20 protein-coding genes are annotated in these 22316 nt (G+C 31.3%); 8 read left to right on the top strand and 12 right to left on the bottom strand.

The features are described from left to right. Nucleotides 1–166: 166 nt before the first annotated feature. A complete protein-coding gene (locus CKA54_RS00100; protein WP_120758939.1) occupies nucleotides 167–4228 on the top strand; it encodes an autotransporter outer membrane beta-barrel domain-containing protein in 4062 nt (1353 codons plus the stop codon). A 12-nt stretch (nucleotides 4229–4240) separates the two neighbouring features. Here CKA54_RS00100 and CKA54_RS00095 read toward each other — a convergent pair whose 3' ends face one another. From CKA54_RS00095 to CKA54_RS00055, 9 genes are all read right to left on the bottom strand, one after another. Further along, nucleotides 4241–5476, bottom strand: a complete 1236-nt coding sequence (locus tag CKA54_RS00095) for an MFS transporter (protein ID WP_120759294.1) — start codon at nucleotides 5474–5476, stop codon at nucleotides 4241–4243. Nucleotides 5477–5478: 2 nt separating this feature from the next. Further along, nucleotides 5479–6306 (bottom strand): cysteine ABC transporter substrate-binding protein, encoded by an 828-nt coding sequence (locus CKA54_RS00090; protein WP_120758937.1) that lies wholly within the window; start codon nucleotides 6304–6306, stop codon nucleotides 5479–5481. Between the two features lie 76 nt (nucleotides 6307–6382). Then, nucleotides 6383–7120, bottom strand: a complete 738-nt coding sequence (locus CKA54_RS00085) for an amino acid ABC transporter ATP-binding protein (protein ID WP_120758935.1) — start codon at nucleotides 7118–7120, stop codon at nucleotides 6383–6385. A 1-nt stretch (nucleotide 7121) separates the two neighbouring features. Then, entirely contained in the window at nucleotides 7122–7781 is a 660-nt protein-coding gene (locus CKA54_RS00080) for an amino acid ABC transporter permease (protein WP_120758934.1), read from the bottom strand. Next, entirely contained in the window at nucleotides 7774–8421 is a 648-nt protein-coding gene (locus CKA54_RS00075; RefSeq protein ID WP_120758932.1) for an amino acid ABC transporter permease, read from the bottom strand. The genes CKA54_RS00080 and CKA54_RS00075 overlap by 8 nt, the downstream gene beginning before the upstream one ends. A 43-nt stretch (nucleotides 8422–8464) precedes the next feature. Continuing rightward, a complete protein-coding gene (locus CKA54_RS00070) occupies nucleotides 8465–9067 on the bottom strand; it encodes a Crp/Fnr family transcriptional regulator (protein WP_120758930.1) in 603 nt (200 codons plus the stop codon). Further along, nucleotides 9060–10883, bottom strand: coding sequence for an ATP-dependent DNA helicase RecG (gene recG, locus CKA54_RS00065; protein ID WP_120758928.1), 1824 nt, complete (start codon nucleotides 10881–10883; stop codon nucleotides 9060–9062). Before recG ends, CKA54_RS00070 begins: the two co-directional genes overlap by 8 nt. Continuing rightward, nucleotides 10873–12093, bottom strand: a complete 1221-nt coding sequence (locus tag CKA54_RS00060; protein WP_120758927.1) for a pitrilysin family protein — start codon at nucleotides 12091–12093, stop codon at nucleotides 10873–10875. The genes recG and CKA54_RS00060 overlap by 11 nt, the downstream gene beginning before the upstream one ends. Then, a complete protein-coding gene (locus tag CKA54_RS00055) occupies nucleotides 12093–13139 on the bottom strand; it encodes a dehypoxanthine futalosine cyclase (protein WP_120758925.1) in 1047 nt (348 codons plus the stop codon). Before CKA54_RS00055 ends, CKA54_RS00060 begins: the two co-directional genes overlap by 1 nt. Nucleotides 13140–13244: 105 nt before the next feature. Here CKA54_RS00055 and CKA54_RS00050 point away from each other — a divergent pair, with 105 nt between their 5' ends. Next, nucleotides 13245–14438: an MFS transporter gene (locus tag CKA54_RS00050; protein WP_120758923.1), complete on the top strand. Its 1194-nt coding sequence runs from the start codon at nucleotides 13245–13247 to the stop codon at nucleotides 14436–14438. On the opposite strand, the gene CKA54_RS00045 is transcribed toward CKA54_RS00050, so the two are convergent. After that, nucleotides 14435–15217, bottom strand: coding sequence for a protein-glutamate O-methyltransferase CheR (locus tag CKA54_RS00045; protein WP_120758921.1), 783 nt, complete (start codon nucleotides 15215–15217; stop codon nucleotides 14435–14437). The two genes, CKA54_RS00050 and CKA54_RS00045, sit on opposite strands and share 4 nt — an antisense overlap. A gap of 9 nt (nucleotides 15218–15226) precedes the next feature. Continuing rightward, the gene (locus CKA54_RS00040) at nucleotides 15227–15778 is read right to left on the bottom strand and encodes a CheB methylesterase domain-containing protein (RefSeq protein ID WP_120758920.1); all 552 of its coding nucleotides are present in this window, start codon (nucleotides 15776–15778) and stop codon (nucleotides 15227–15229) included. 144 nt (nucleotides 15779–15922) lie between these two features. Between CKA54_RS00040 and rpiB the strand changes: the two genes are divergently transcribed. The 6 genes from rpiB to ychF are packed head-to-tail and all read left to right on the top strand — an operon-like array spanning nucleotide 15923 to nucleotide 20365. Further along, nucleotides 15923–16360: a ribose 5-phosphate isomerase B gene (gene rpiB / locus CKA54_RS00035; protein WP_120758918.1), complete on the top strand. Its 438-nt coding sequence runs from the start codon at nucleotides 15923–15925 to the stop codon at nucleotides 16358–16360. Beyond that, complete coding sequence (locus tag CKA54_RS00030) at nucleotides 16357–16689, top strand: hypothetical protein (protein ID WP_039618138.1); 333 nt, start codon at nucleotides 16357–16359, stop codon at nucleotides 16687–16689. The genes rpiB and CKA54_RS00030 overlap by 4 nt, the downstream gene beginning before the upstream one ends. Further along, on the top strand, nucleotides 16680–17225 hold the full coding sequence (gene apt / locus CKA54_RS00025) for an adenine phosphoribosyltransferase (RefSeq protein ID WP_253254839.1): 546 nt from the start codon (nucleotides 16680–16682) through the stop codon (nucleotides 17223–17225). The genes CKA54_RS00030 and apt overlap by 10 nt, the downstream gene beginning before the upstream one ends. Nucleotide 17226: 1 nt before the next feature. Next, nucleotides 17227–17820, top strand: coding sequence for a DedA family protein (locus CKA54_RS00020; protein ID WP_120758914.1), 594 nt, complete (start codon nucleotides 17227–17229; stop codon nucleotides 17818–17820). After that, nucleotides 17817–19268: a leucyl aminopeptidase gene (locus CKA54_RS00015; RefSeq protein ID WP_120758913.1), complete on the top strand. Its 1452-nt coding sequence runs from the start codon at nucleotides 17817–17819 to the stop codon at nucleotides 19266–19268. The genes CKA54_RS00020 and CKA54_RS00015 overlap by 4 nt, the downstream gene beginning before the upstream one ends. After that, nucleotides 19265–20365 (top strand): redox-regulated ATPase YchF, encoded by a 1101-nt coding sequence (ychF, locus tag CKA54_RS00010; protein WP_120758911.1) that lies wholly within the window; start codon nucleotides 19265–19267, stop codon nucleotides 20363–20365. Before CKA54_RS00015 ends, ychF begins: the two co-directional genes overlap by 4 nt. A 5-nt stretch (nucleotides 20366–20370) precedes the next feature. Here the strand turns inward: ychF and CKA54_RS00005 are convergent, their stop codons facing one another. Continuing rightward, nucleotides 20371–22134: a hypothetical protein gene (locus CKA54_RS00005; RefSeq protein ID WP_120758909.1), complete on the bottom strand. Its 1764-nt coding sequence runs from the start codon at nucleotides 22132–22134 to the stop codon at nucleotides 20371–20373. Nucleotides 22135–22316: the final 182 nt, after the last annotated feature.

Genomic DNA, 22316 nt, shown 5'->3' with positions numbered 1-22316 from the left:
ACCCTCTAATTTTTAAAATATAATTATAGCAAATTTAAAAAGCTCATAAAAATTTATATTAAAATGTTTTTACTACAAAAAAATACTAATATTCTTTTAATAAATTTTATTGTAGAATCGTTAAAGTTTAATTTAGCAATTTTCAAAAAAACTAAGGAATATTTACATGAAAAATTACAACATTTTATCAAAGCGTAAATCGGCTCTAGTTTTAAGTATGGTATTGGTAAATAATATTTATGCAATTGATCTTTGCTTTGCAAACGGTATTATTGATATTAATCAAAAATGCACCTCTACCATAAAACCCAACGATCATCAAAAAATCATTATTGGGATCAATGGAAGCATAGAGATTGATAAACGCAACAGCGATGCCATCACCATTAACAAAAAAACTGGTGTTAGTATAGAAAATAACTCTAAAATACTCTCAAGCAACAAAAATGGTATCAGTATCAACAATTCTAATGTTACGAATATCGACAACAAACACAATGGTTTCATCAATGGAAGAGAAGATGGTATAGAAATTTCTAATAGTTCAACAGTAAACAACATCAACAACAATGGTACCATTAAAGGCAATAAAGAAGTGGCCATTGATATCACCCATAATTCAAAAGTTGATACCATTAATAATCATGGATTAATTCATGGTGGTAAATATGGTATAGATGTTACTAACAATTCTAGCGTAGGTTCTATTTATAATCATGGCAATATAAAAGGCAAACACGCAGGTATAGAGGTACACAGCAACAGTACAGTTGATAACATTCATAACCATGGAAACATTCAAGCCATGAAAGGTATTAAATTATATAGAAAAAATTCTCAAATAAATACTATTATCAACTATAAAAATGCAAACATTATTACAAATGAAGTAGGTATTGAACTACAAGAAAATACTAAAATTAATTATCTTAATAATCAAGGAAAAATACAAGGTGCAAATGGTATCAAGGTTTCTGATGAGTCTCACCTTGGAAGCTTGGTTAATTCAGGGCAGATTATAGGAACAGGCATATATCAAGGTCCATGGTTTGCTCACTCTGGCATTGAAATCTCTGGACACTCTGCAAAAATAGATAGCATAATCAATCAAGCAAATGGGATTATAAAAGGAACTAAAGGCATATACATCCATGGTGGAAGTATTGGTCAAATTAGTAATAATGGAATTATACAAGGAACAACAGAAGCAGGTATAGGCTTATATAGTGATTTTTACTACACTAATTCAAGTATCAATACCATTGATAATACAGGTGAAATTAGCTCTATACGAAACAGTGCTATTGTCGTAAACACTGGCGCTAGCATAGATAATATCCACAACAAAGGAAATATTCACGGTGCTAAAGATGGTATAGAATTAAAGTTTAATAAGGACTCTACAAACAATCTTAAAACTAGTATAAAATCGATCCAAAATGAAAATCTTATCTATGGAAAAAACAACGGGATCAACATTGCAAGCAATGGCAACGGATCTGATCAATTTAATATCGAAAATATCATTAATAGTGGAAATATCATAGGCGAAAATGCCAATGGTATCTATCTTCAAAAAAGTAAAGATGAAAGCAAACCAACAGCGATCAAAGGTATCATACTTAAGGGTGATTCACTCATCCAAGGTGGCCAAAATGGTATCAATAACGAATCAATCATAGGTGATAAAAACAACAAAACAACTAGTATTGATCTACAAAGTGGTTCTATACAAGGCATAAAGCACTCTGGTATATTAAATAACGGTCAAATATATGGCAACATCTCCTTAGGTGCTAATGCATCTATCCTAGGTAAAAAATATGGTATTTTTAACAACGACCTAATTGATGGTAATATCTCCAACCAAGGTGTAATATCAGGAGAGCAATCTGGAATTTATAACAACTCTACTATCAATGGAAGTATTTTCAACTCAAATCAAGAAGCAATGATCTCTGCAATACACAACAACGAAAAAGCCTCCTTAGAATCTATAGAAAATCAAGGCACAATCTATCTAGCATACAATGAAGGAACCATCAAAGGGCATATCAAAAACGATGGTTTTATAGATACGATTCATAATATAGGCTCTATCAAAGGAAACATTCAAAATAATACAAAAATAACCAATATCATCAATGATGGTATAATCGAAAAAGATATCAATCTAGGTAAAAACTCTCACACGCAAAATATTATCAACAATGGAACTATTAAAGAAGGTATTTCTATACAAGAACAAGGCAAGGTTGATTACTTAGCAAACACAGGATATATCAAAAATATCAAAAGCAAAGGGGACATCCAAGAATTTGTAAATACAGGTACGATTGAAAGTGATTTTAGTATTGATGGAGATATGAACACTCTTGTAAATAGTGGAAGTATTAAATCTATCACAAGCAAAGGGGATATTCAAGAATTTGTAAATACAGGTACGATTGAAAATGATTTTAGTATTGATGGAAACATGGTTTCTTTTGCAAATACAGGAAATATAAACTCTGTTACAAGCAAAGGAAATATTAAAGATTTTACCAACACCGGTACGATTAAAAATGATTTTAGTATTAATGGAGATATGAACACTCTTGTAAATAGTGGAAGTATTAAATCTATCACAAGCAAAGGTGATATCCAAGAATTTGTAAATACAGGTACAATTTTAACAAGCATTAACAATGAGGGCGGAAGTATCAACATTATCAACCATGGTAATATCAAAGGTGGTATTATTAATAAAGAAGGTACAGTAAATATCAACAACTTCACCCCGACCCCAACAAATAGCCATAAAGGTTTTAATGGAAATTTAGGTAAAACTAACGGCTATCATATCAAAAATGAAAAAGGTGCAACTACCAATATCAAAGGTTGGTTTTTTGACAACACAGAGTATACTACAAATGAAGAAAGAAAAGAAAACTCCATTATCGTTGATGGGGATATTAATGGAATTCGTGTAGAAAAAGTTGTTGTCTCCACAACCAAAGTTAATGTGGTGTATGATTCTAACACCTTTGTTGCAGATAAAGACGGAAAAGCCATAGGCGATCGGGTTAACAACGGACAAGGTATTACCATTAATAACCTCGAAGATATTACAGGGCTTTTTGATTTTGTTCGCACTGGAAATAGAGGACAATACAAAGTCAAGGTAAACAATAATGAAACATCAGGTAAAACCTTAATAAAATCATCTATCTACTCTGCAAGATTAAGAGCGATTAATATCTCAAATATGTTAAAAGATATCAATGGTAAAACATTTGGAACAGATTTTAGCCAAGTAGATAATATGAATAACTCAAAACACAACGAAAGTTATGGTAATAATGCTGATTTGATCAACGAACTTGATCAAACTTTTCTAACACACAAAAACTACGATAGCGAGTATTTTACCTTTGCCATTCCTTATCATAGCTACTCAACCATCAACATAAGCCCAAGTCTAGGTAAAATCAAAAACCACACTAGTGGTATTTTAGCAGGGGTTCAAAAAAAATTATCAAGCGATGATGGTATACTAGGTGTATATCTTGGATATGAGGGCGCAGATAGAGTTCAAAGTATGCAAAGACTTAGTTTTGATGATACAACTTATTATGGTGGTTTAAGCTATTATAATATTTTTGCGCGAGATGGTATTAAAGAATTTTTTATAAGCGCTGGAACTAAATTTGACTACACTCAAATTGATATCGATAAAAAATACAAACTACTACCCGAATCAGCAAAATCAAACTCTAAATCATTTAGCTATGGTGGTGATATCAAAATAGGCGTTAACCTTTATGATACAGCAAACATTTCAATGCTTTCACCTGAGATTGGTTTAAATTATCAAGGTATGAGTTTTAAAAATTTCTCTATAAGACATATCAACGGATTAAAAGAGCATTATTACGCATCGCAAGTTAATTTTTTAGATACCACAATGGCAGTAAAATGGCAAAAGCCATGGAGTGATAAAGTACGCTCAACCATTTCAGTAGGTGGATTGATCAACCTTTACAATGATGCTGATAACACTACTATACAACTAGCAGATTACAAAAACGAAGAAGACATTTCCACGGCAAAATGGTTTGCCTATACTCAAGTTGGACTTTCTTATGCAATAGCAAACAATATCGACTTATCGTTAAATTATGGTGGCGTTTTCAATACCCGAACAAGATCACATGCTGTTTATTTAAAAGCAGGCTTATGGTGGTAAAATCTTATAGTGCTATAAAGCACTATAAGATCTACTCTTTAAAATTTTAAAAACCAATACCATACTCACAAAACTTACTAGCATCACAAAAATCATATAAACAAACATATATTCTTTATAAATAGCATTGATCAATAAAGGTGTAACAAACCCAAACAATGCATATGAGATATTATACGCAAAAGAAAGTCCACTTGATCTTACTTCTACATTAAAAATTTGGGTCATAAAAATAGGAGCAAAACTTATAATACCTTGCGCAAAACAAGCCAATAAGTAAAAATATATAAAATCATCATTATAAAAACTAAATAAAAATCCAAACAATCCCAAGGCAATACTAAAAACTATACAAGTTTTAAAAGCACCAAAAATATCACTTAAAAAACCTTGCACCAAAGCACCAAAAATCACCGCAAGAATGGCAAAATTTTGATAATACAATGCAGTATTTTTACTTATATTTAATAAACCTTCAAAATACTGAGGCAATATCATTAAAGTTGCCACCCCACTTGTCAATACAATAGTTTCAAGCATACAAACTAACATACTCAACTTGTGAGTTTTTATCGCATTTTTAAGTGGGAATTTCAAAAGTGTTTTAGATTGTTTGATTTTTTGAAATTCTGGAGTTTCGCTTAATTTATTTCTTAAAAATAAACTCAAAATTCCAAAAAATCCTCCAATAATAAAAGGAATTCTCCAAGCATAAGCTTCTACCTCTTCTTGAGTAAAAAATTCATACACCATCAAAGTGGCTAAATTTCCAAGCAACAAACCTAAAGTTAAAGTCGCTGAAATAAACCCAAGAGCTAAGCCTATTCTTTTTTTACTTACAAACTCGCTCACAAAAATCCATGCTCCACTTACTTCAGCACCAATGGCTAATCCCTGAGAAATTCGTATCGCAAAAAGACAAAAAGTAGCAAACAAACCTATGCTTTCATATGTTGGCAAAAACGCTAAAATAAAACTAGGTATCACCATCAAAAGCATACTGATGTAAAAAACATTTTTACGACCTTTAGTATCTGCAAAATGTGCCATTATAACAGCTCCAAAAGGTCTAGCTAAGTATCCTGCTCCAAAAGCAATATAAGTATTCACCAAAGGCCAAAAATCATCATTTTGAGGAAAGAAGATTTTTGCAAAAATATTTGCAAAAAAAACAAAAAGCACGAAGTCATAAAATTCTAAAATACCACCTAAAGATGCATAGATGGTATTTTTAAAAGATTTTTGCATTCTCAAATTTTGCCACCTTCGATCACAACATCATCAGCTTTAACATCATCACTAAAGAAAGCTTTTAAAGTCTCATCATATGCTTTGTGGAAAAATTGTTCACTTTCTAATTTAATAATCAAATCATTAATAAAATTAAGCATTTGCATATCGCCTTTTTTTACAGCAGGAGCTATTACATCATGATTTCCAAGTTCTTTAATCACTACTTCAAAGTTTGGATTTTCTTTTGCCCACGCAAAAAGCAATGCGTTATCATGGCTTAATGCATCACCTCTTTTTCCAATCAAAGCTGCAAAAGTTTCTGTATTTTGATCAAATTTAATGGTTTTAATTTCTGGCATATTTTTTGTAAAATACGCATCTGCTGTAGTACCTTTGTTGATGATTAAAGTTTTGTTTTTTAAATCATCTACGGTTTTAATATCTGAATTTTTAGGAGCTACAACTCCAAGTGCTACTTTCATATAAGGTAAAGCAAAATCCACCACCGCTTCTCTTTCTGGGGTTTTAGTGAAATTTGCTAAAATCACATCAACCTTATTAGACTCTAAAAACTCTACTCTATTAGCCGCTTCAACCAAAACAAATTGAACTTTAGACTCATCTCCTAAAAGTTCCTTAGCAATACGCTTTGCAAAATACACATCATAACCTTGATTTTTACCTTGTGCATCTAAGTAACCAAAAGGAGGTTTATCTCCAAATACACCTATGCGGATCACACCTTGTTCTTTGATTTTTTCTATCGTGTTTTCATTAGAATTAGATTTTGAACATGCACTTAATATAAGCGCCATAAAAAACGATAAGAGAAAAATTTTCTTCATATTTTTATCCTTATATTTAAATTTGATTTTTGAAACCTTATATTATTTTTCTAAATATTTTTTTAAAAAAATAAAATCAACGATGAAAATCAAACAAATTGAGAAATTTCTTCGCACGATCTGTTTTAGGATTTTCAAAAAATTCCTTCGGATCTGAAATTTCGACTATCTTTCCCTCATCCATAAAAACTATCTTATCAGCAACAGCTTTTGCAAAACCCATTTCATGTGTTACTATCAACATAGTCATACCTTCTTTTGCTAAATTTAAGATCACATCTAAGACTTCACGTACAATCTCGGGGTCAAGTGCTGCTGTTACTTCATCAAAAAGCATGATTTCAGGATTCATACAAAGGCTTCTAACGATAGCTATACGTTGTTTTTGTCCACCACTCAACTCTTTAGGATAAGCCTTTAGTTTATGCAAAAGCCCTACTCTTTCAAGCCAATACTTTGCCTCTTCCAACACCTCTTCTTTTTTTCGTTTTTGCACCTTTAAAGGACCCAAGAGTATATTTTGCTCTACATTTAAATGGTCAAAAAGTTCATATGATTGAAATACCATGCCTATTTTTTGGCGAATTTGCGTCCACTTTTTATAGTTTTTATCAATCTTTTCATTATCTACAAAAATAGCTCCATCTGCCATTTCTTCTAAACCATTAATACATCTTAAAAGTGTGGATTTTCCACAACCACTTGGACCAAGTATCACTACTACTTCTTTTTGTTTTACTTCTAAGTTAATATCTTTTAAAACATGATGATCTTCATAATATTTTTGCAAATTTTGTATTTTTAAAAAACTCATATTAACTCCATTTTTTCTCTAAATACTTCGAATAAACCGACAAAGGGTAACATAATATAAAATAAATCAATAAAATCAAACCATAAATCACAAAAGCTGCATAAGAATTTTGAAATAAATTTAATTCTATTACTTGTTGACCAACCTTAATAAGCTCTATACCACCGATTAAATAAATCACTGAAGTACTTTTAATAATTCTTGTAAAAAGATTAATACTCATTGGCAACAATCTTCTTAGTGACAAAGGTATAACAATAAAAAGATAAACTTCAAATTTATTAAAACCCAATGAAAGTCCTGATTCATACTGATGTTTTGGTATACTTGCTAATGATGATCTCACTAAGTCCATCATCTCAAACACACCCCAAATACTAAAAACAATAATACTCGAACCCACCGCACTCAAATGCCAACCAAACCATTTAGCTAAACCAAAATGTACGATAAAAAGCCAAACAATCAAAGGCATAATACGTACAAACTCGAGCATAAAACGACAAAATACATAAAGAAATTTATTTTTTGAATGCATTAAAATTCCAAAAAATAAACCACCTAACAAAGAGATCAAAACACTTACAATAGAAAGCTCAAGCGTAACCCTTAAACCCTGTGCTAATCTAAAAAAGGTATCTTGGTTTAAAATTTCAAACATAACTCAACCTTTTTTCTATGCGGTTTAACACTAACGATATAGGCAAAATCAAAATCAAATAACAAAGCACTAAAGCAAACAAAGCCTCATTACTTTTATAATAAAGCCCTATAAGATCCTTAGCCACATACACCAAATCCGCTAAAGCGATAATACTTACAACCGATGTTTCTTTCAGTAAAAAAATGATATTTGCACTAATGCTTGGCATGGCTATCCCTAAAGCTTGTGGCATGATCACATAGCGAAAATTTTGCCATTGGCTTAAACCTAAAGAAAGTCCTGATTCATACTGTTGTTTTTTTACCGCTTCCATACCCGCTCTTAAACTTTCAGCCATATAAGAACCACCCAAAAAGCTAAGTCCTATAACAGCACACGCAAAAGAACTAAGTTGAATTCCCAATTCAGGTAAGGCATAATACAAAAAGAAAAGTTGGATCAATAAAGGTGTATTTCTTGAAAACTCGATATAAAATTTACAAATATAATTTAAAAAAGAAAATTTAAAATAATTCACTCCCACGCAAAACAAACCCACTAAAAATGAGAAAAACACCCCATAAATAGCAAGTTTTAAAGTTAGCCAAGAAGCTTGTATAAACATAGGGCTAAACTTGATTAAAAAATCAAAATCCATAAAACCTTCCATATTTTAAATATATTATTGTAACAAATAAGACTTAAAAAGACTTAATTAATTTTTGCATTTTTTCTTTATTCAAAATTGATATTTTACCTTTATTTGTACAAATTAACTCATTTTGTTTTAATTCTTTTAAAAATCTCGATAAAGATTCTGGGGGTAAATTTAACATCACGGCAATTTCTTTTTGCTTTAGATATTGCAGCTTTTCTTCATTTTCTAGTAAAAAACTAATCAATCTTGTTTTCAAATCCAAAGATTTTTGTCGGATAAAATTTTCTAGAATGCGAATTTTTCCAATCAATGAAGTTAAAAGCAAAAAACTAAATTCACCATTTTCTAAACACATTTTTTTAAATTCATTAAAATCAAACACACAAAGTTCACAATCTTGCTCACAAATAGCATTCGCTGGGTAGTCAATCCCTTCAAACACAGGCATTTCTGCTATAAAATTTACCGGGGTTAAAGTATGCAAGGTTAATTCAAAGCCTTTTGTATTGACTTTATATATACGAACTTTACCACTCAATAAAATATAAATTTTATTTGCTTTTTCACCTTGAAAAAATAAAATATTTCCTTTTTTTAAAAACTCTTTCTTTCCTTTTGAAATCAAAATTTCAAAATGCTTATCCATTTTCCACTTCCATATTTTTTATGCTTTCTTTTGCTTTAACAACAAGCTCCTCATCATCTGCAAAATCAAAAAATTTAAAATGATTACCATGTTGTACTCTACCATCTAGCAAATCCCCGCTTAAACGATTATGTAAGTCAAGTTCGGCTATTTTAAATCCATCTAAAGTTTTAGCAAATTCAAGCAAACGAGGTGGGATTTGTTTTTGTTTAGTATATAAATAACAAAAACTCTCAAGCCCTACTCTACCAACTCTTCCTCTAAGTTGATGTAAAGTTGCAAGCCCTAGTCTTTCAGCTCCAACGATCACAATCACACTTAGTCTTGGTAAAGAAATTCCCACCTCCACGACAGTTGTAGAAAGTAAAATCGTACCTTTTTCTCTAAATTCTTGCAAAATTTGATCTTTATTTTTATCTTTTCCATGCGTAACATAAACATTTTTATATTTGTTTATCCAGTACCCCTGTGCTTGTTCTAATGAGAGATAGTCAATATTTTCACTTTCGCTTACTAAAGGATAAATAATAATCACTTGATGATTTTTTGCTAACTCATTACCAATTTTTTTCAATAAATATTTAAAGTCCTTATCTTGGATACAAAAGGTTTTAATATCCTTTTTAAAGGGCATCTGTTTAATAAAACTAAAATTAACAAGTTCACTTTGTATCATCGACAAGGTTCTTGGTATCGGCGTGGCCGAAAACTGTACAATATGCGGAGTATGATAAGAATTTTTACTCAATTCGCTTATTTTTTGTCTTTGATTTGATCCAAAGCGATGTTGTTCATCTATCATGATCAACACTGCTTCTAATTCTTCTTGATGAATTAATGCATGTGTGCCTATGATAAAATGAGCTTGTTCTTTTTGTCTTAGAAGATCTTTGTCTTTTTTGCCCCCTTTTAAAAGCAAAATATTGACAAAATCAGGCAAAAGTCTTTTTGCCTCATGATAAATTTGCTCAGCTAATATACTAGTTGGAGCCATTAAAATAGCTTTTTTGGGATAAACTAGTAAACTTGCTGCAAGTATAACCAAAGTCTTACCACAACCCACATCACCCATCACCACACGTCTTTTAGCCAATTCACTTTGTAAGTCTTTTTTAATATCTTCTATTGCCAAAAGCTGATCATTGGTGGGTGTAAATTCCAAACTATCAAGCCAAGAATTAATATCAAAAAGTTTTATCTTGTATGCTTTTTGATCAATTTTCTTACCCTTTAAGCGCCTTAAATGGTTAAAAATTTCAATATATTTTAAGTCTTTAACAATAAGATCAAAATTTTCATAACACTTTAAGTCTTCATAATGATGCAAATTTAAAAGCAAATTAATGTATTTTTGCTCCAAATTTAATGCTTTTAAATTTGCTTCATTGACGTATTTTAAAATAAGCTTTTTGATACTTTCATCTTTTACATTACTAATTTGATATTTAGGGACTATTTGACCTATTTTTTTTACTATTTTTGGGTTGATGAACTGCCAAATTCCATTAAAAAAATTCATCTTTGCATGAATACAAACCAAAACATTATGCTTAAAAATTTTAAAATGCCATTGATTAGGATGAAAGATCACGATATTTGCTTTAATACCCCATTCTAGACATTCACAAAGCATAAAAAGTTGAGAGTGATGATTTTGCGTGCTGATGATTTTAACATTTTGAGTACAAAAGCTTTCTTTTGGGTGTTGCGAAATTCTAAAATCATCAAATTTTTTCGGCAAAATCAAAGCCAAGTCAATACAGTTTTTAACACCCAAAAGATGAAGTAGTTTTAAGTCCTTTTCTTCAACTTTCATTTTCTATACTTGCAAAGCTCACTTTTGTAATTTCACTATGTGATTGGATAAAATTATTTAGCTCTTCCAAACTTGTATTTTTGATTTTTTGTACTTCTTCTTTTAAATTTCCAAGCTTTAAGCCATGTAAATATTCATTTAGCATGATGTCCAATCTTTTTGCCAAGCTTTCATATCTTAAAGGCATAGAACCTACTAAAAACTGCTTTGCTAGTTGAAATTCTTTTTCTTCTACACCATTTTGCACAAAGGTTTTAAAGATTTCCTTTACTAAAGCTTTAGCTTCTTCAGCGCTTTCATTTTTAGTTTGTAAATATCCAAAAATTCTACTATAGTTTAAATTCACATCAAGCATTGCATAAGCAGAATACGCCAAACCTCGTTTTACCCGCACTTCCTCCATCAAACGCGAGCCAAACCCACCTTGACCTAAAATAAACAAAGCAAGTTTTGCTAGATACATTTTCTCATCGCTAATTTGCATATTAAATGGGGAGCAAAAATATATATAAGCTTGTTCTGTGCTTTTTTGCTCGCTTACTTCGATAATATTTTCATTAAGCATAAATTGTTTATTGGTGTTAGGGGTGTTTCTTGCTAAAATTTGACCTATCTTTTCAGTCTTGGATTTTACTTCATCTTCTTTGATATCTCCACCAAAAACAAATAAAACATTATCAAGTACTAAATTTTCACTCATAAATTCTTGTAGTTCTTCTAAAGTGATTTTTTCTATACTTTCTTTTGTTCCATCAAGTCCACTTTCAAAAATCTCATCTTTGAAAACATTTTTATTCAAAAGCCTTTTGGCTTGATAATCATAATCAGTATTTAAACTCGCAAGTTCTCCTAAAGCAAGCGTTTTTAGTCTTTGTAAAATTTTTTCTTCAAAACGTACATTTAAAAGCAATTCTTGCAATTTCTCTACTGCAAATTCAAAATGCTCTTTTAAACATTTAATACTGATTTGAAAATGCTCAAAACTAGCCTTAGCATAAAGTTCTATGGCACGGTATTCTAAACTTTTAAAAAACTCATCATTACTACCTTCGTTAAAAAGTCTAGCAAGCATACTCGCACAACCTCTATGGTGCTTTTCTGCTATTTTTCCACTGTTTTTAAAAATAAGTTTAAAAAATACTACAGGAAGTTCGTTTTCATACTCATATATTATGTCTATTTTAGTATCATTGAAGTCTAATTTTAACATTAAAACCTTTCTAAAACATTATAAGCTGTGTCGCGTTTGGCAGGAATTTCTCCTATATCTTTGATAAGTTCTATCATTTGTTCTTGGTTCATTCTGTATTTAGCACCAGCTGCAGCTACGACATTTTCCTCCATCATAGTAGAACCTAAATCATTTGCACCAAACTGCAAAGCGAGTTGACCTATCAAAGAACCTTGTGTCACCCAAGAACTTTGTAAATTTTTAAAATTATCCAAGTAAAGTCTTGCTAAAGCTAGCAACCTCAAATACCTATTGGAACTTTGCTTAATGATTTCAGGGTGCTTTTTAATTAAAGGGGTGTTTTCACTTTGAAACGACCATAAAATAAATGCCCTAAATCCATTTGTTTTATCTTGTAAGGTTCTTAAATGATCAAAATGTTCGATAATCTCCTCATCAGTTTCCACCGTACCAAACATCATCGTTGCGGTGCTTTTCATGCCTATATTATGTGCACTCTCATGCACTTTAAGCCAAGTTGCAGTATCGCATTTATGTGGTGCGATGATATCCCTTACTCTATCGCTTAAGACTTCAGCACCCGCTCCAGGTATAGAAAAAAGTCCTTTAGCTTGCAGTCTTTTCAATACTTCTTCGATAGAAATTTTAGACACTTTTGCTATATAAGCTATCTCAACTGCAGAAAAACCATGTACTGTGATTGTAGGATAATGACTTTTTATATAAGAAAGCAAGTCTTCATACCATTCTATTTTAAGTTTTGGGTGTACTCCACCTTGAAATAAAATTTGCGTACCGCCTATGGCTTGTAGTTCTTCGATTTTTTGCCCTATTTCTTCGTATTTTAAAATATAAGAATCATCATCTTTTTCTTTTCTACAAAAAGCACAAAAATCACAGTCGATACAACAAATATTTGTATAATTTATATTTCTATCCACTACAAAAGTAGTGATCTTATCAGGGTGTAATTGTAATTTTTTCTCATATGCCATAGCACCTAGTTCATACAAAGGTGCATTTTGAAGCAAATCTAAAGCTTCTTCTTTGCTTAATCTACTCATTTTCAAACCTTTTTTATAAAAAAACTATTATATCATTTAAATGTAAAATAATCTTAAAAACGATATAATCAAACCCTTTAAATTTCATATATTCACAGGATTATCATGACTTATAGAGCCTTATTTAAAAACAATAAAACATTTCGATATTTAGCCATGGTGCAATTTATAAGTTATTTTGGTGCGTGGTTTTCTCAAGTTGGTGTTTTTACGCTTTTAACCAAAGAATTACAAGCACCTGCAAGCATTATTAGTTTTTCGGCGATTTTTGTATTTTTACCCTCAATTATTCTTGCACCAATTAATGGAATCATCGTAGATAGATTTAAACCTAAAAATCTATTACTAACGATGATTAGTATCGAAATGCTTTCAATTTTTATGCTGATTTTTGTTAATTCTTTAGCAATGCTTTGGCTTTTATATCTACTTACCTTTATACGTATGGCAGTAGCAAGCATGTATTTTCAAACTGAGATGTCAGTCTTGCCTAAAATTCTAACTCCACAGGAATTAAAACTTGGCAACGAACTTCATAGTATCATATGGGCTGTATCTTATGCTTTGGGTATGGGAGCAGCTGGGCTTTTTATAGATACTTTTGGTGTAAAACCCGCATTTATCGCGGACTCTTTAATGTTGTGTTGTGCGATTTTCATACTTAAAACTTTAATTTTACCTGATGAAAAAAATACCACACAAAACAACCCTTTTATTCTTATTAAAGAAGGTTTGGTATATGTCTTTACTCATAAAAAAATCATTCACTTAATCTTACTTCACGGTATTGTAGGTATTACTGCCTATGATGTTTTAATCACACTCTTAGCCGAATACGAATACGCCAAAATCATCTCCATACCTTTAGCCATAGGAATTTCAAATGCCATTAGAGCAGTATCCTTACTTATAGGTCCTTATATTTTAAGTTCATTTATCAACAAAAATACTTTGGTATATTTATATCTTGCACAAGGTATTGGCATTATGTTTTGGGCTTGCTTGCAGTTTAATTTTTACCTTGCATTTATTGGTTTAGCTATGGCAGGTTTTTGTACTTCATCTTTATGGAGTTACACTTATACGCTTTTACAAAATGACTGCGACAAAAGATACTATGGTAGAGTGATCGCTTATAATGACATGGTGTATTTAACCTTTAGCGCAATTATTGCTTTTTCAACTGGACATTTGTTTGAATTTTATGGAGTAAAACTAAGCCATTTTACTTTTGGCTTAGGTGTGTGCTTTATATTAGCAGCGGGATATTGGTGGTGGTTTAATAAAAAATATAATTAATCCACCTTAGAGTAATAAACCCCACCCGCTGAAAAGTTTTTATTAAAATAAGCTGTTTCAGGCACAAGATCTGATTTACCAGGGTAAATTCTACCCTCTTTATTCAAGATCCTATGAAAACGCTCCATTAGTCTTATTTTAAAATCTTGATCGAAATATATCATCATGTTTCTTGAAAAAATCACATCAAATTTTCCAAGCTTAAACAAAGAATCATCAAAAACATTACAAAGTTCAAAACGACATCTACAAGCCAAAGTTTCCTTTTTTAAATGATACATTTTATCTTTTACATCAAAATAGCGTGTTTTTTGCACCGCGTTTAATCTAGCAACCGAACGTTCTGAATAAATCATTTCATTGCACTTATCGATCATTTTTTTATTAATGTCTATACCAAAGATATTCATACCCTTGACAAAATTTTCACTAGCTAAGATCGCCAAAGAATACACCTCTTCACCACTAGAACACGGAGCACAAAGTACATTAACTGGACGATCAAGAGATTTAATGTAAAAAATAACATCTTTTAGCTGTTCTAATTCTCTGAAAAAATAAGTCTCGCAAACTGTGATAAAATCCATAGTTTCTTGTTTTAAATTTCTTTGAAACTGAACTTTTTCATTTAATTCACTAAGACTGTTTAAGCCCAATTCTTGTAAAAATTTAGGAAGCTTGATGAGTAAAATATCTCTTTTAGTGTTTAAATTATTTCCACTTATTTGTTCTACAATTTTCACAAAATCATGCAATTCGTTTTCTGTAATTTTTACCATGTTTTTATCCTATGATTTTATAAAATTCATTATTTCTTTTTTAAGCTCGATTAAACTCATCGGCTTTAAATTTGGGTTAGTATCCCTAGCTTTTTTAGGCATACCATACACTATAGAATCTGCTTCATTTTCACATAAACATCTCACACCAACCTTATAAAGTTCAAACAAGGACTTAGCACCATCATCACCCATTCCTGTCATCACTAAAGCTAGAATTTTATGATATTTGCAAAGATTTACAGCTGAATGAAATAAAACATCTATACCAGGATTAAAACTACTAATTTGCTCTGTAGTATTTAAAACCAAAGTATTATTGCCACTTAAAACCATATTTCTTTGACAAATATAAATTTTGTTTTTAAGAATTTCCTTATCCGATGGTATGATGACTTCGCTTACTGCTTCTTTGTTAAACTGATTTACAAAAGAAGGAATAAAAGCTGGATTCATATGTTGAGCAATCACCACCGCACAGTCTTTTAGCTCTATATCATTGAGTAAAAACTTGAGTTGACTAGGACCGCCCGTTGAAGAACCAATCAATATAAGCTTCATTTTCTACCTTAAATAATTATTGTTATTATATCAAATAAATATTTGAAATTGTCACAAAAATAATTATATACAAGAAAGAAAAATTTTAATTAAATATGATAAAATAAATACTTTAAAAATTCTAATTGATAAAGTGAATGTTAAATGTTGAGAGAAAAAATTTACATTGCAAGTGATCATGCTGGTTTTGCGCTAAAACAAGAAATCACAAAATTTTTACAAGAAAAAAATATCATTTTTGAAGACTTAGGCCCTTTTTGTGATGATCGTTGTGATTATCCTGATTATGCGCACTTACTCAGCTCTAAAATCGATGAAAAAAGTTTTGGTATTTTAGTTTGTGGCTCAGGGATTGGAATGAGTATAGCAGCTAATCGCCATAAAAATATACGCTGTGCTTTATGTAATGAGCCACTAAGCGCTAAACTTTCAAGAGAACATAATGACGCAAATGTTTTAGCGCTTGGAGCAAGATTAAGCGGTGTAGATATGGCTTTTGAGATTATTTCAAATTTTCTTAACACTCCATTTAGTGGCGGAAGACACTGCGTAAGAATTAGCAAAATAGAGGAAAATCTATGATACTCAGTTGGCTTGTATTAACTGTATTAATTTGTGTTAGTATTTATATGACAATCATGCTACTTTATTATAAAACCTTACTACATAAAGAAAAAGTAGCAAAAGAATTTATAAAAAACAACCTAGATGATACTGAAATCGTTATTAGAAAATTACAAGTGCAATTACAAAGAAGTTTGGGAAATATCGATATCTTAACCGAAGAGTTAAACAAAAGCAAAGCAGACTTAACTTCTCTTAGAACAAGAAATTCACAGTATCGTATCGAAAATGAAAAACTAAGACAAAGAATCAAAGAATTAGAAGCGAAGATAGAGGCATTATTATGATGAACGAACAAGATAAACAGTATTTATTAAATAGCATTAGAGCTATAAAAGACTTCCCAAAAAAAGGAATTGTTTTTAGAGATATCACGACTTTATTAAACAATAAAGAAGCATTTGCGTTTTTAATGGATCATTTGGTGGAAAAATACCAAAACGCAAATCTTGATTATATTGTTGGTATAGAAAGTAGAGGTTTTATTTTTGGAGCTGCATTAAGCGCAAGATTAAAACTACCTTTTGTGCCTATTAGAAAACCAGGGAAACTTCCATCAAAATGCATACAAGAATCATATAGTCTAGAATATGGTAACGATACCATAGAAATCCATGTTGATGCTTTTAACAATACAAATGCAAAAGTTTTACTTATAGACGATCTTATTGCTACAGGTGGGACAGCAATCGCAGCTGTTAAACTCATAGAAAAACTCAATGCAAAATGTGCAGAGGCTTGTTTTTTACTAGAATTAAAAGATCTTGATGGAGCCAAAGAACTAGCTAAACTTACTTCTGTTTATAGCGTTTTAGAGGTGTGACATGGAAGAATTTCTAAAACAACTTTTATATGATTATAAAAATTGGGCTTATATTATTGTATTTTTATGGTGTATACTTGAGGGAGAACTTGCATTAATTTTAGCAGGTATTTTTGCACATGAAGGGCATGTAAATCTAGGACTTATCATTTTTATCGCGGGTTTAGGTGGTTTTGTGGGAGATCAAATATACTTTTATATAGGAAGATATAATAAAAAATATATCCAAAAAAAGCTCCGAACTCAAAGGCGTAAATTTGCCATAGCGCATTTACTTTTACAGCGTTTTGGTTGGCCTATCATCTTTATACAAAGATATATGTATGGCTTTAGGACTATCATCCCTATGAGTATAGGACTTACACGCTATAGTGCAAGAAAATTCGCTTTTATCAATCTCATTAGCGCTTGGGCTTGGGCTGCGATAACTATTTTACTTGCTTGGTTTTTCGGTAAAGAAATTTGGCTAGCTGTTGAATGGGCAGGAAATCACTGGTATTTTGCGGTGCCAATTATTGCTTGTTTCTTACTTGCATTGTTTTTAGGCATGAAACAAATAGAAAAATCCATACTTAAAAAAAGGACTAGAAAATGACTTTTAATTTTAAAGAAGAAAGCATTGAATCCATTCATGCTGATTTTGAAATCATTTTAATACAAGATAAAAAAATAGAAAAATACACTCAAAGTCAAGAACTTTTTAAACTTTCTAATTATAAAGGAGAAGGTGTTTGCATTGATATGCAAAATAAAATTCTTTATTGTGAGCTAAAAAGTTTAGACTATGAAGATATAAGACTTGCCTTTGCTAATGCTTACAAGGCTTTAAAAAAACTTGAAATTCAAAGCGTTAAAACACGCAGTGTAGTTGGCAAATGCGTAGTTAATAGCTTTAATGCGATTATTCAGGGTTTTACCTTTGGTGCTTATGAATTTAACAAATACAAAAAAGAACCAAGTTTAAGTAAATTACAAAACATCATTATCTCTAAAGATGAAATCAATGAAAAATCTTACAGTCTAGAAGAAGCATGCATAGGCGTTAATTATGGTCAAGTTTTTTCTAATGCATGTGATTTTGCAAAAAATATCGTTAACGAAATTCCACAAATTTATACTCCTGCTAAAATGGCAGAAGATGCACTTGACTTAGGTCAAAATGACTATAAAATCACTTGCAAAATCTACGAAAGTGACTTTTTAGAGCAAGAAAAAATGCAAGCATTTTTAGCTGTAAATCGCGCTTCGGCACACCCACCAAAACTCATTCATCTTTCTTATAAACCAAAAAATGCAAAGATGAGAGTGGTATTTGTAGGTAAGGGTTTAACTTATGATAGTGGCGGGCTTAGTCTAAAACCAGCTGATTATATGCTGACAATGAAATCAGATAAAAGTGGTGGTGCAGCCGCAATGGCTATCATAAAAGGCGCGAGTGAATTAGATCTTGACATTGAAGTGCATTCTATCATCGGAGCTACTGAAAATATGATAGGTGGCAATGCTTATAAACCCGATGATGTATTAATTTCGAGAGAAGGTGTGAGTATTGAAGTAAGAAATACTGATGCTGAAGGAAGATTGGTTTTAGCAGATTGTCTTTCGCTTGCTCAAGATCTTAAGCCTGATTTACTCATCGATTTAGCTACTTTAACAGGTGCGTGCGTTGTTGGGCTTGGGGAGTATACTAGTGCCATCATGGGCAACAATGAAGACTTGCAAAACGAATTTTACAAGGTAAGCAAAAAAAGTGGAGATTTAGCTACTATTTTACATTTTAATCCTCACTTAAAAGAACTTATTAAATCTAATATCGCAGATGTTAGCAATACTTCTACAAGTCGTTATGGTGGAGCTATTACTGCGGGGTTATTTTTAAATTCTTTCATTAGAGAAGAATACAAAGACAAATGGCTACATCTAGATATCGCAGGACCAGCTTACCTAGAAAAGGCTTGGGGTTATCATAGCTTTGGCGCAACCGGTGCAGGTGTTAGAATGTGCCTTGCATATTTACTTTATCTTTCAAGGAATAAAAAATGAGTTTATCAGTTGGTATAGTTGGACTTCCAAACGTAGGAAAATCAACCACTTTTAATGCACTAACAAGAGCACAAAATGCCGAAAGTGCGAATTATCCATTTTGTACTATAGAACCTAATAAAGCTGTGGTTCCTGTGCCTGATCATCGCTTAAAAGAATTAGCAAAGATTGTAAATCCACAAAAAATCATACGCTCTAATATCGAATTTGTAGACATAGCAGGATTAGTTGCAGGAGCAAGTAAAGGCGAAGGTTTAGGTAATAAATTTTTATCTAACATCCGCGAAACAGAAATGATTTTACACATTGTGCGTTGTTTTGATGATGAAAACATCACTCATGTTGCAGGCAGTGTTGACCCTGTGCGTGATGTGCAAATCATAGAAACTGAATTAATACTAGCAGATATTGAACAACTTAGCAAAAAAATAGAAAAACTCACCAAAGGTGCAAAAGCAAACGAAAAAGGTGCAAAAGAAAGTTTGGCCTTGGCAAATGAACTCTTAGAGCATTTAAACCAAAACAATAGCGCGAGTTCATTTCCAAATAAAAATGAAGTTTACCAAGCACTCATAAAAGAACTAAGACTACTTTCAGCCAAAGAAGTCATCTATGGAGCTAATGTTGATGAGAATTCGCTTTTAGAAGATAATGACTTCGTAAAAGATCTAAAAGAATTTGCCGCTAAATCCGGCCATGAAGTGATCAAGCTTTGCTCTAAAATAGAAGAAGAAATGATAGCTCTAAGTGATGAAGAAAACTATGAATTTTTAAAATCCTTAGGTATAGAAAGTAGTGGTTTAGAAGTCGTAATACGCACTGCATTTTCTAAACTGAATTTAATTAGTTATTTCACTGCAGGGCAAATCGAAGTCAGATCATGGACTATACAAAGAGGCTGGAAAGCACCTAAAGCAGCAAGTGTGATCCATAACGACTTTGAAAAAGGTTTTATCAAAGCTGAAGTAATTTCTTATGAAGATTATATTGCCTGCAAAGGCGAAAGTGGCGCTAAAGAAGCAGGAAAGCTACGCCTTGAAGGAAAAGACTACATCGTACAAGATGGCGATGTAATGCATTTTAGATTCAATGTTTGATACCATCAAACATTGATCTGCTTTTTAATCCATTTTTGTAATTCTTCTTTAGTATTTTCTTCATTGCTAAAAGTAAGCAAATTTGCTTTAGGCCAAAAATAACTCTTTGGGTTTTCAAATTTACCCCAACGCCAATCAAACCTAGGAGCTAAAAGCACAGTAGTAGGTATATCTAAGGCTAAAGCCAAATGAGCTATGGCGCTATCTATACTCACAACACAATCAATATCTTTTAAGCGATTTAAAGTATCTTCCCAGTTTTTTAAATCCTCTCCCCTATTTTCTACTATATCAGGCAAGTTAAAATGACCAACATTCTCCACTTGAAAAGAAACAATTTCACAATCTAAATCTTTTAAAGCATTAAGTAAAAATTCTAATTCTACATTTCTTAACAAATCCGAATGAGCTGCATTTGGTGTAAACCAAAAAATACCTATTTTTTTCTTTATATTGCTTGGTTTTTCTAGACTTATAAGTGGTGTTTTTAGTCTAGGAATTTCATCTAGCTTGATATCGCACAACAAAGGCAAAGAGCAAATTGGCATTGCATAGTCAAAATCTTTTGGAAAGTCTTTTAAAACTTTTAAATTTAAAAATGCTTTACTGTTTTTGTTAATTTCTTTGATTTGATTTTTAAACATTTCATACATAGCACTTTGCGGGGCAAATAAAACTTTAGAGGCAATTTGACAAAGTTTTTCTAAACATCTTGCATACATAATGGTATCGCCAAAACCTTGCTCACAAAAAACCAAAATCGTTTTATCTTTAAAAGCTTGCACACCTTCTTTATTAAAAGCTTGAATAGTTTTGTTGTAATGATACGGAGAAAAAGTTTCATTATGTGCGTAAAAAAGTCTACTTTCATATATCCTTTTACCTTCTTCAAAGTTATCACTCTCACCCATACGCATTAACAAATACGCCAGATCAAACTGATAAGTCGCGTGAGAATGTAAACTCAAGGCTTTTTGGTATGCATTGTAAGCACCTTGGTAGTTAGAACTAAGCTCGAGCGCCTTTGCATAATTTTGCCAAAATTGTGCATTGTTTTGATTAAATTCGCATAAGCAAGCAAATAAATTTAAAGATTCTTCTAATCTCAAAAGTTTAAAAAGCAAATAAGCCTTTTGCGGTAGAATTTGTGTATTAAGATACTCATTAATCTTAACAATCGTTAGATTTTCTTGTGTTTTTTTCTGTAGTCTATCTTGCAAATTAGCACTATGAATATGGTTTTTTTCTACTAATTCTCCATTTTGAAGTTTTTCTATCATTACTTGCGCAAATTTACAAAGCTCCTCATGTGCTTGTAGTGCTTTAGTGAAATTACTTTTAAAATAAAGCTCAGCATAGCTTTTCCATAAGTCAAGATTATACAAGTCTTTTTCCAAAGCAACTTGATATAATTTTTCCGCTTCGACTAGATTACCTATGCTTTGGTATGCATACGCAAGCTCTAAACTAAGTTCATCAAACAAATCATCTTTTCTTTTTAAAAGCTCTTGCAATAATTTCACACCATCTTCAAAATATCTATTAGACAAAAGTGCTTTTGCATACATTAAACCATAAAAACTTGTAGGGTAAAGGTTAAAAATTTGCCTTGCATAATGCAAAGCATTTGTAAAATCACCTAGTTTAAACGATGATATCATCGCATATTCTAGTGCATTTTTAGGATCATACTCTAAATACATTTGAGCGCATTCTAAACACTTAGCATAACTGCCATTGTGATAATAATATAAAATTTTATCCAACATTATTACCTCTTATTTTTTTATTATTATACCCAAATCATACTTTTTTCTAAACCCCACCCAACTCCCCAGAGTTTGCTAATAAGCATTAAGCTTTTTAGCTTAATGTTATTAGAGAGTTTGCCTAATAAGGAGTTTGGTATTTATATACCATTACACACTTGTATTCTTGATTAACGTGCTTT

The organism is Campylobacter sp. P255, assembly GCF_003627915.1.
Lineage (GTDB): Bacteria > Campylobacterota > Campylobacteria > Campylobacterales > Campylobacteraceae > Campylobacter_D.
Note: the sequence above shows the minus strand (reverse complement) of the source record. Positions and strands in the feature narration are given on the sequence as shown.

What these genes read in the sequence shown, in the direction of transcription:
- CKA54_RS00100 (WP_120758939.1), top strand. Translation starts at nt 167, where the DNA reads ATGAAAAATTACAACATTTTATCAAAGCGTAAATCGGCTCTAGTTTTA.
- CKA54_RS00095 (WP_120759294.1), bottom strand. Translation starts at nt 5,476, where the DNA reads ATGCAAAAATCTTTTAAAAATACCATCTATGCATCTTTAGGTGGTATT.
- CKA54_RS00090 (WP_120758937.1), bottom strand. Translation starts at nt 6,306, where the DNA reads ATGAAGAAAATTTTTCTCTTATCGTTTTTTATGGCGCTTATATTAAGT.
- CKA54_RS00085 (WP_120758935.1), bottom strand. Translation starts at nt 7,120, where the DNA reads ATGAGTTTTTTAAAAATACAAAATTTGCAAAAATATTATGAAGATCAT.
- CKA54_RS00080 (WP_120758934.1), bottom strand. Translation starts at nt 7,781, where the DNA reads ATGTTTGAAATTTTAAACCAAGATACCTTTTTTAGATTAGCACAGGGT.
- CKA54_RS00075 (WP_120758932.1), bottom strand. Translation starts at nt 8,421, where the DNA reads ATGGATTTTGATTTTTTAATCAAGTTTAGCCCTATGTTTATACAAGCT.
- CKA54_RS00070 (WP_120758930.1), bottom strand. Translation starts at nt 9,067, where the DNA reads ATGGATAAGCATTTTGAAATTTTGATTTCAAAAGGAAAGAAAGAGTTT.
- recG (WP_120758928.1), bottom strand. Translation starts at nt 10,883, where the DNA reads ATGAAAGTTGAAGAAAAGGACTTAAAACTACTTCATCTTTTGGGTGTT.
- CKA54_RS00060 (WP_120758927.1), bottom strand. Translation starts at nt 12,093, where the DNA reads ATGTTAAAATTAGACTTCAATGATACTAAAATAGACATAATATATGAG.
- CKA54_RS00055 (WP_120758925.1), bottom strand. Translation starts at nt 13,139, where the DNA reads ATGAGTAGATTAAGCAAAGAAGAAGCTTTAGATTTGCTTCAAAATGCA.
- CKA54_RS00050 (WP_120758923.1), top strand. Translation starts at nt 13,245, where the DNA reads ATGACTTATAGAGCCTTATTTAAAAACAATAAAACATTTCGATATTTA.
- CKA54_RS00045 (WP_120758921.1), bottom strand. Translation starts at nt 15,217, where the DNA reads ATGGTAAAAATTACAGAAAACGAATTGCATGATTTTGTGAAAATTGTA.
- CKA54_RS00040 (WP_120758920.1), bottom strand. Translation starts at nt 15,778, where the DNA reads ATGAAGCTTATATTGATTGGTTCTTCAACGGGCGGTCCTAGTCAACTC.
- rpiB (WP_120758918.1), top strand. Translation starts at nt 15,923, where the DNA reads ATGTTGAGAGAAAAAATTTACATTGCAAGTGATCATGCTGGTTTTGCG.
- CKA54_RS00030 (WP_039618138.1), top strand. Translation starts at nt 16,357, where the DNA reads ATGATACTCAGTTGGCTTGTATTAACTGTATTAATTTGTGTTAGTATT.
- CKA54_RS00020 (WP_120758914.1), top strand. Translation starts at nt 17,227, where the DNA reads ATGGAAGAATTTCTAAAACAACTTTTATATGATTATAAAAATTGGGCT.
- CKA54_RS00015 (WP_120758913.1), top strand. Translation starts at nt 17,817, where the DNA reads ATGACTTTTAATTTTAAAGAAGAAAGCATTGAATCCATTCATGCTGAT.
- ychF (WP_120758911.1), top strand. Translation starts at nt 19,265, where the DNA reads ATGAGTTTATCAGTTGGTATAGTTGGACTTCCAAACGTAGGAAAATCA.
- CKA54_RS00005 (WP_120758909.1), bottom strand. Translation starts at nt 22,134, where the DNA reads ATGTTGGATAAAATTTTATATTATTATCACAATGGCAGTTATGCTAAG.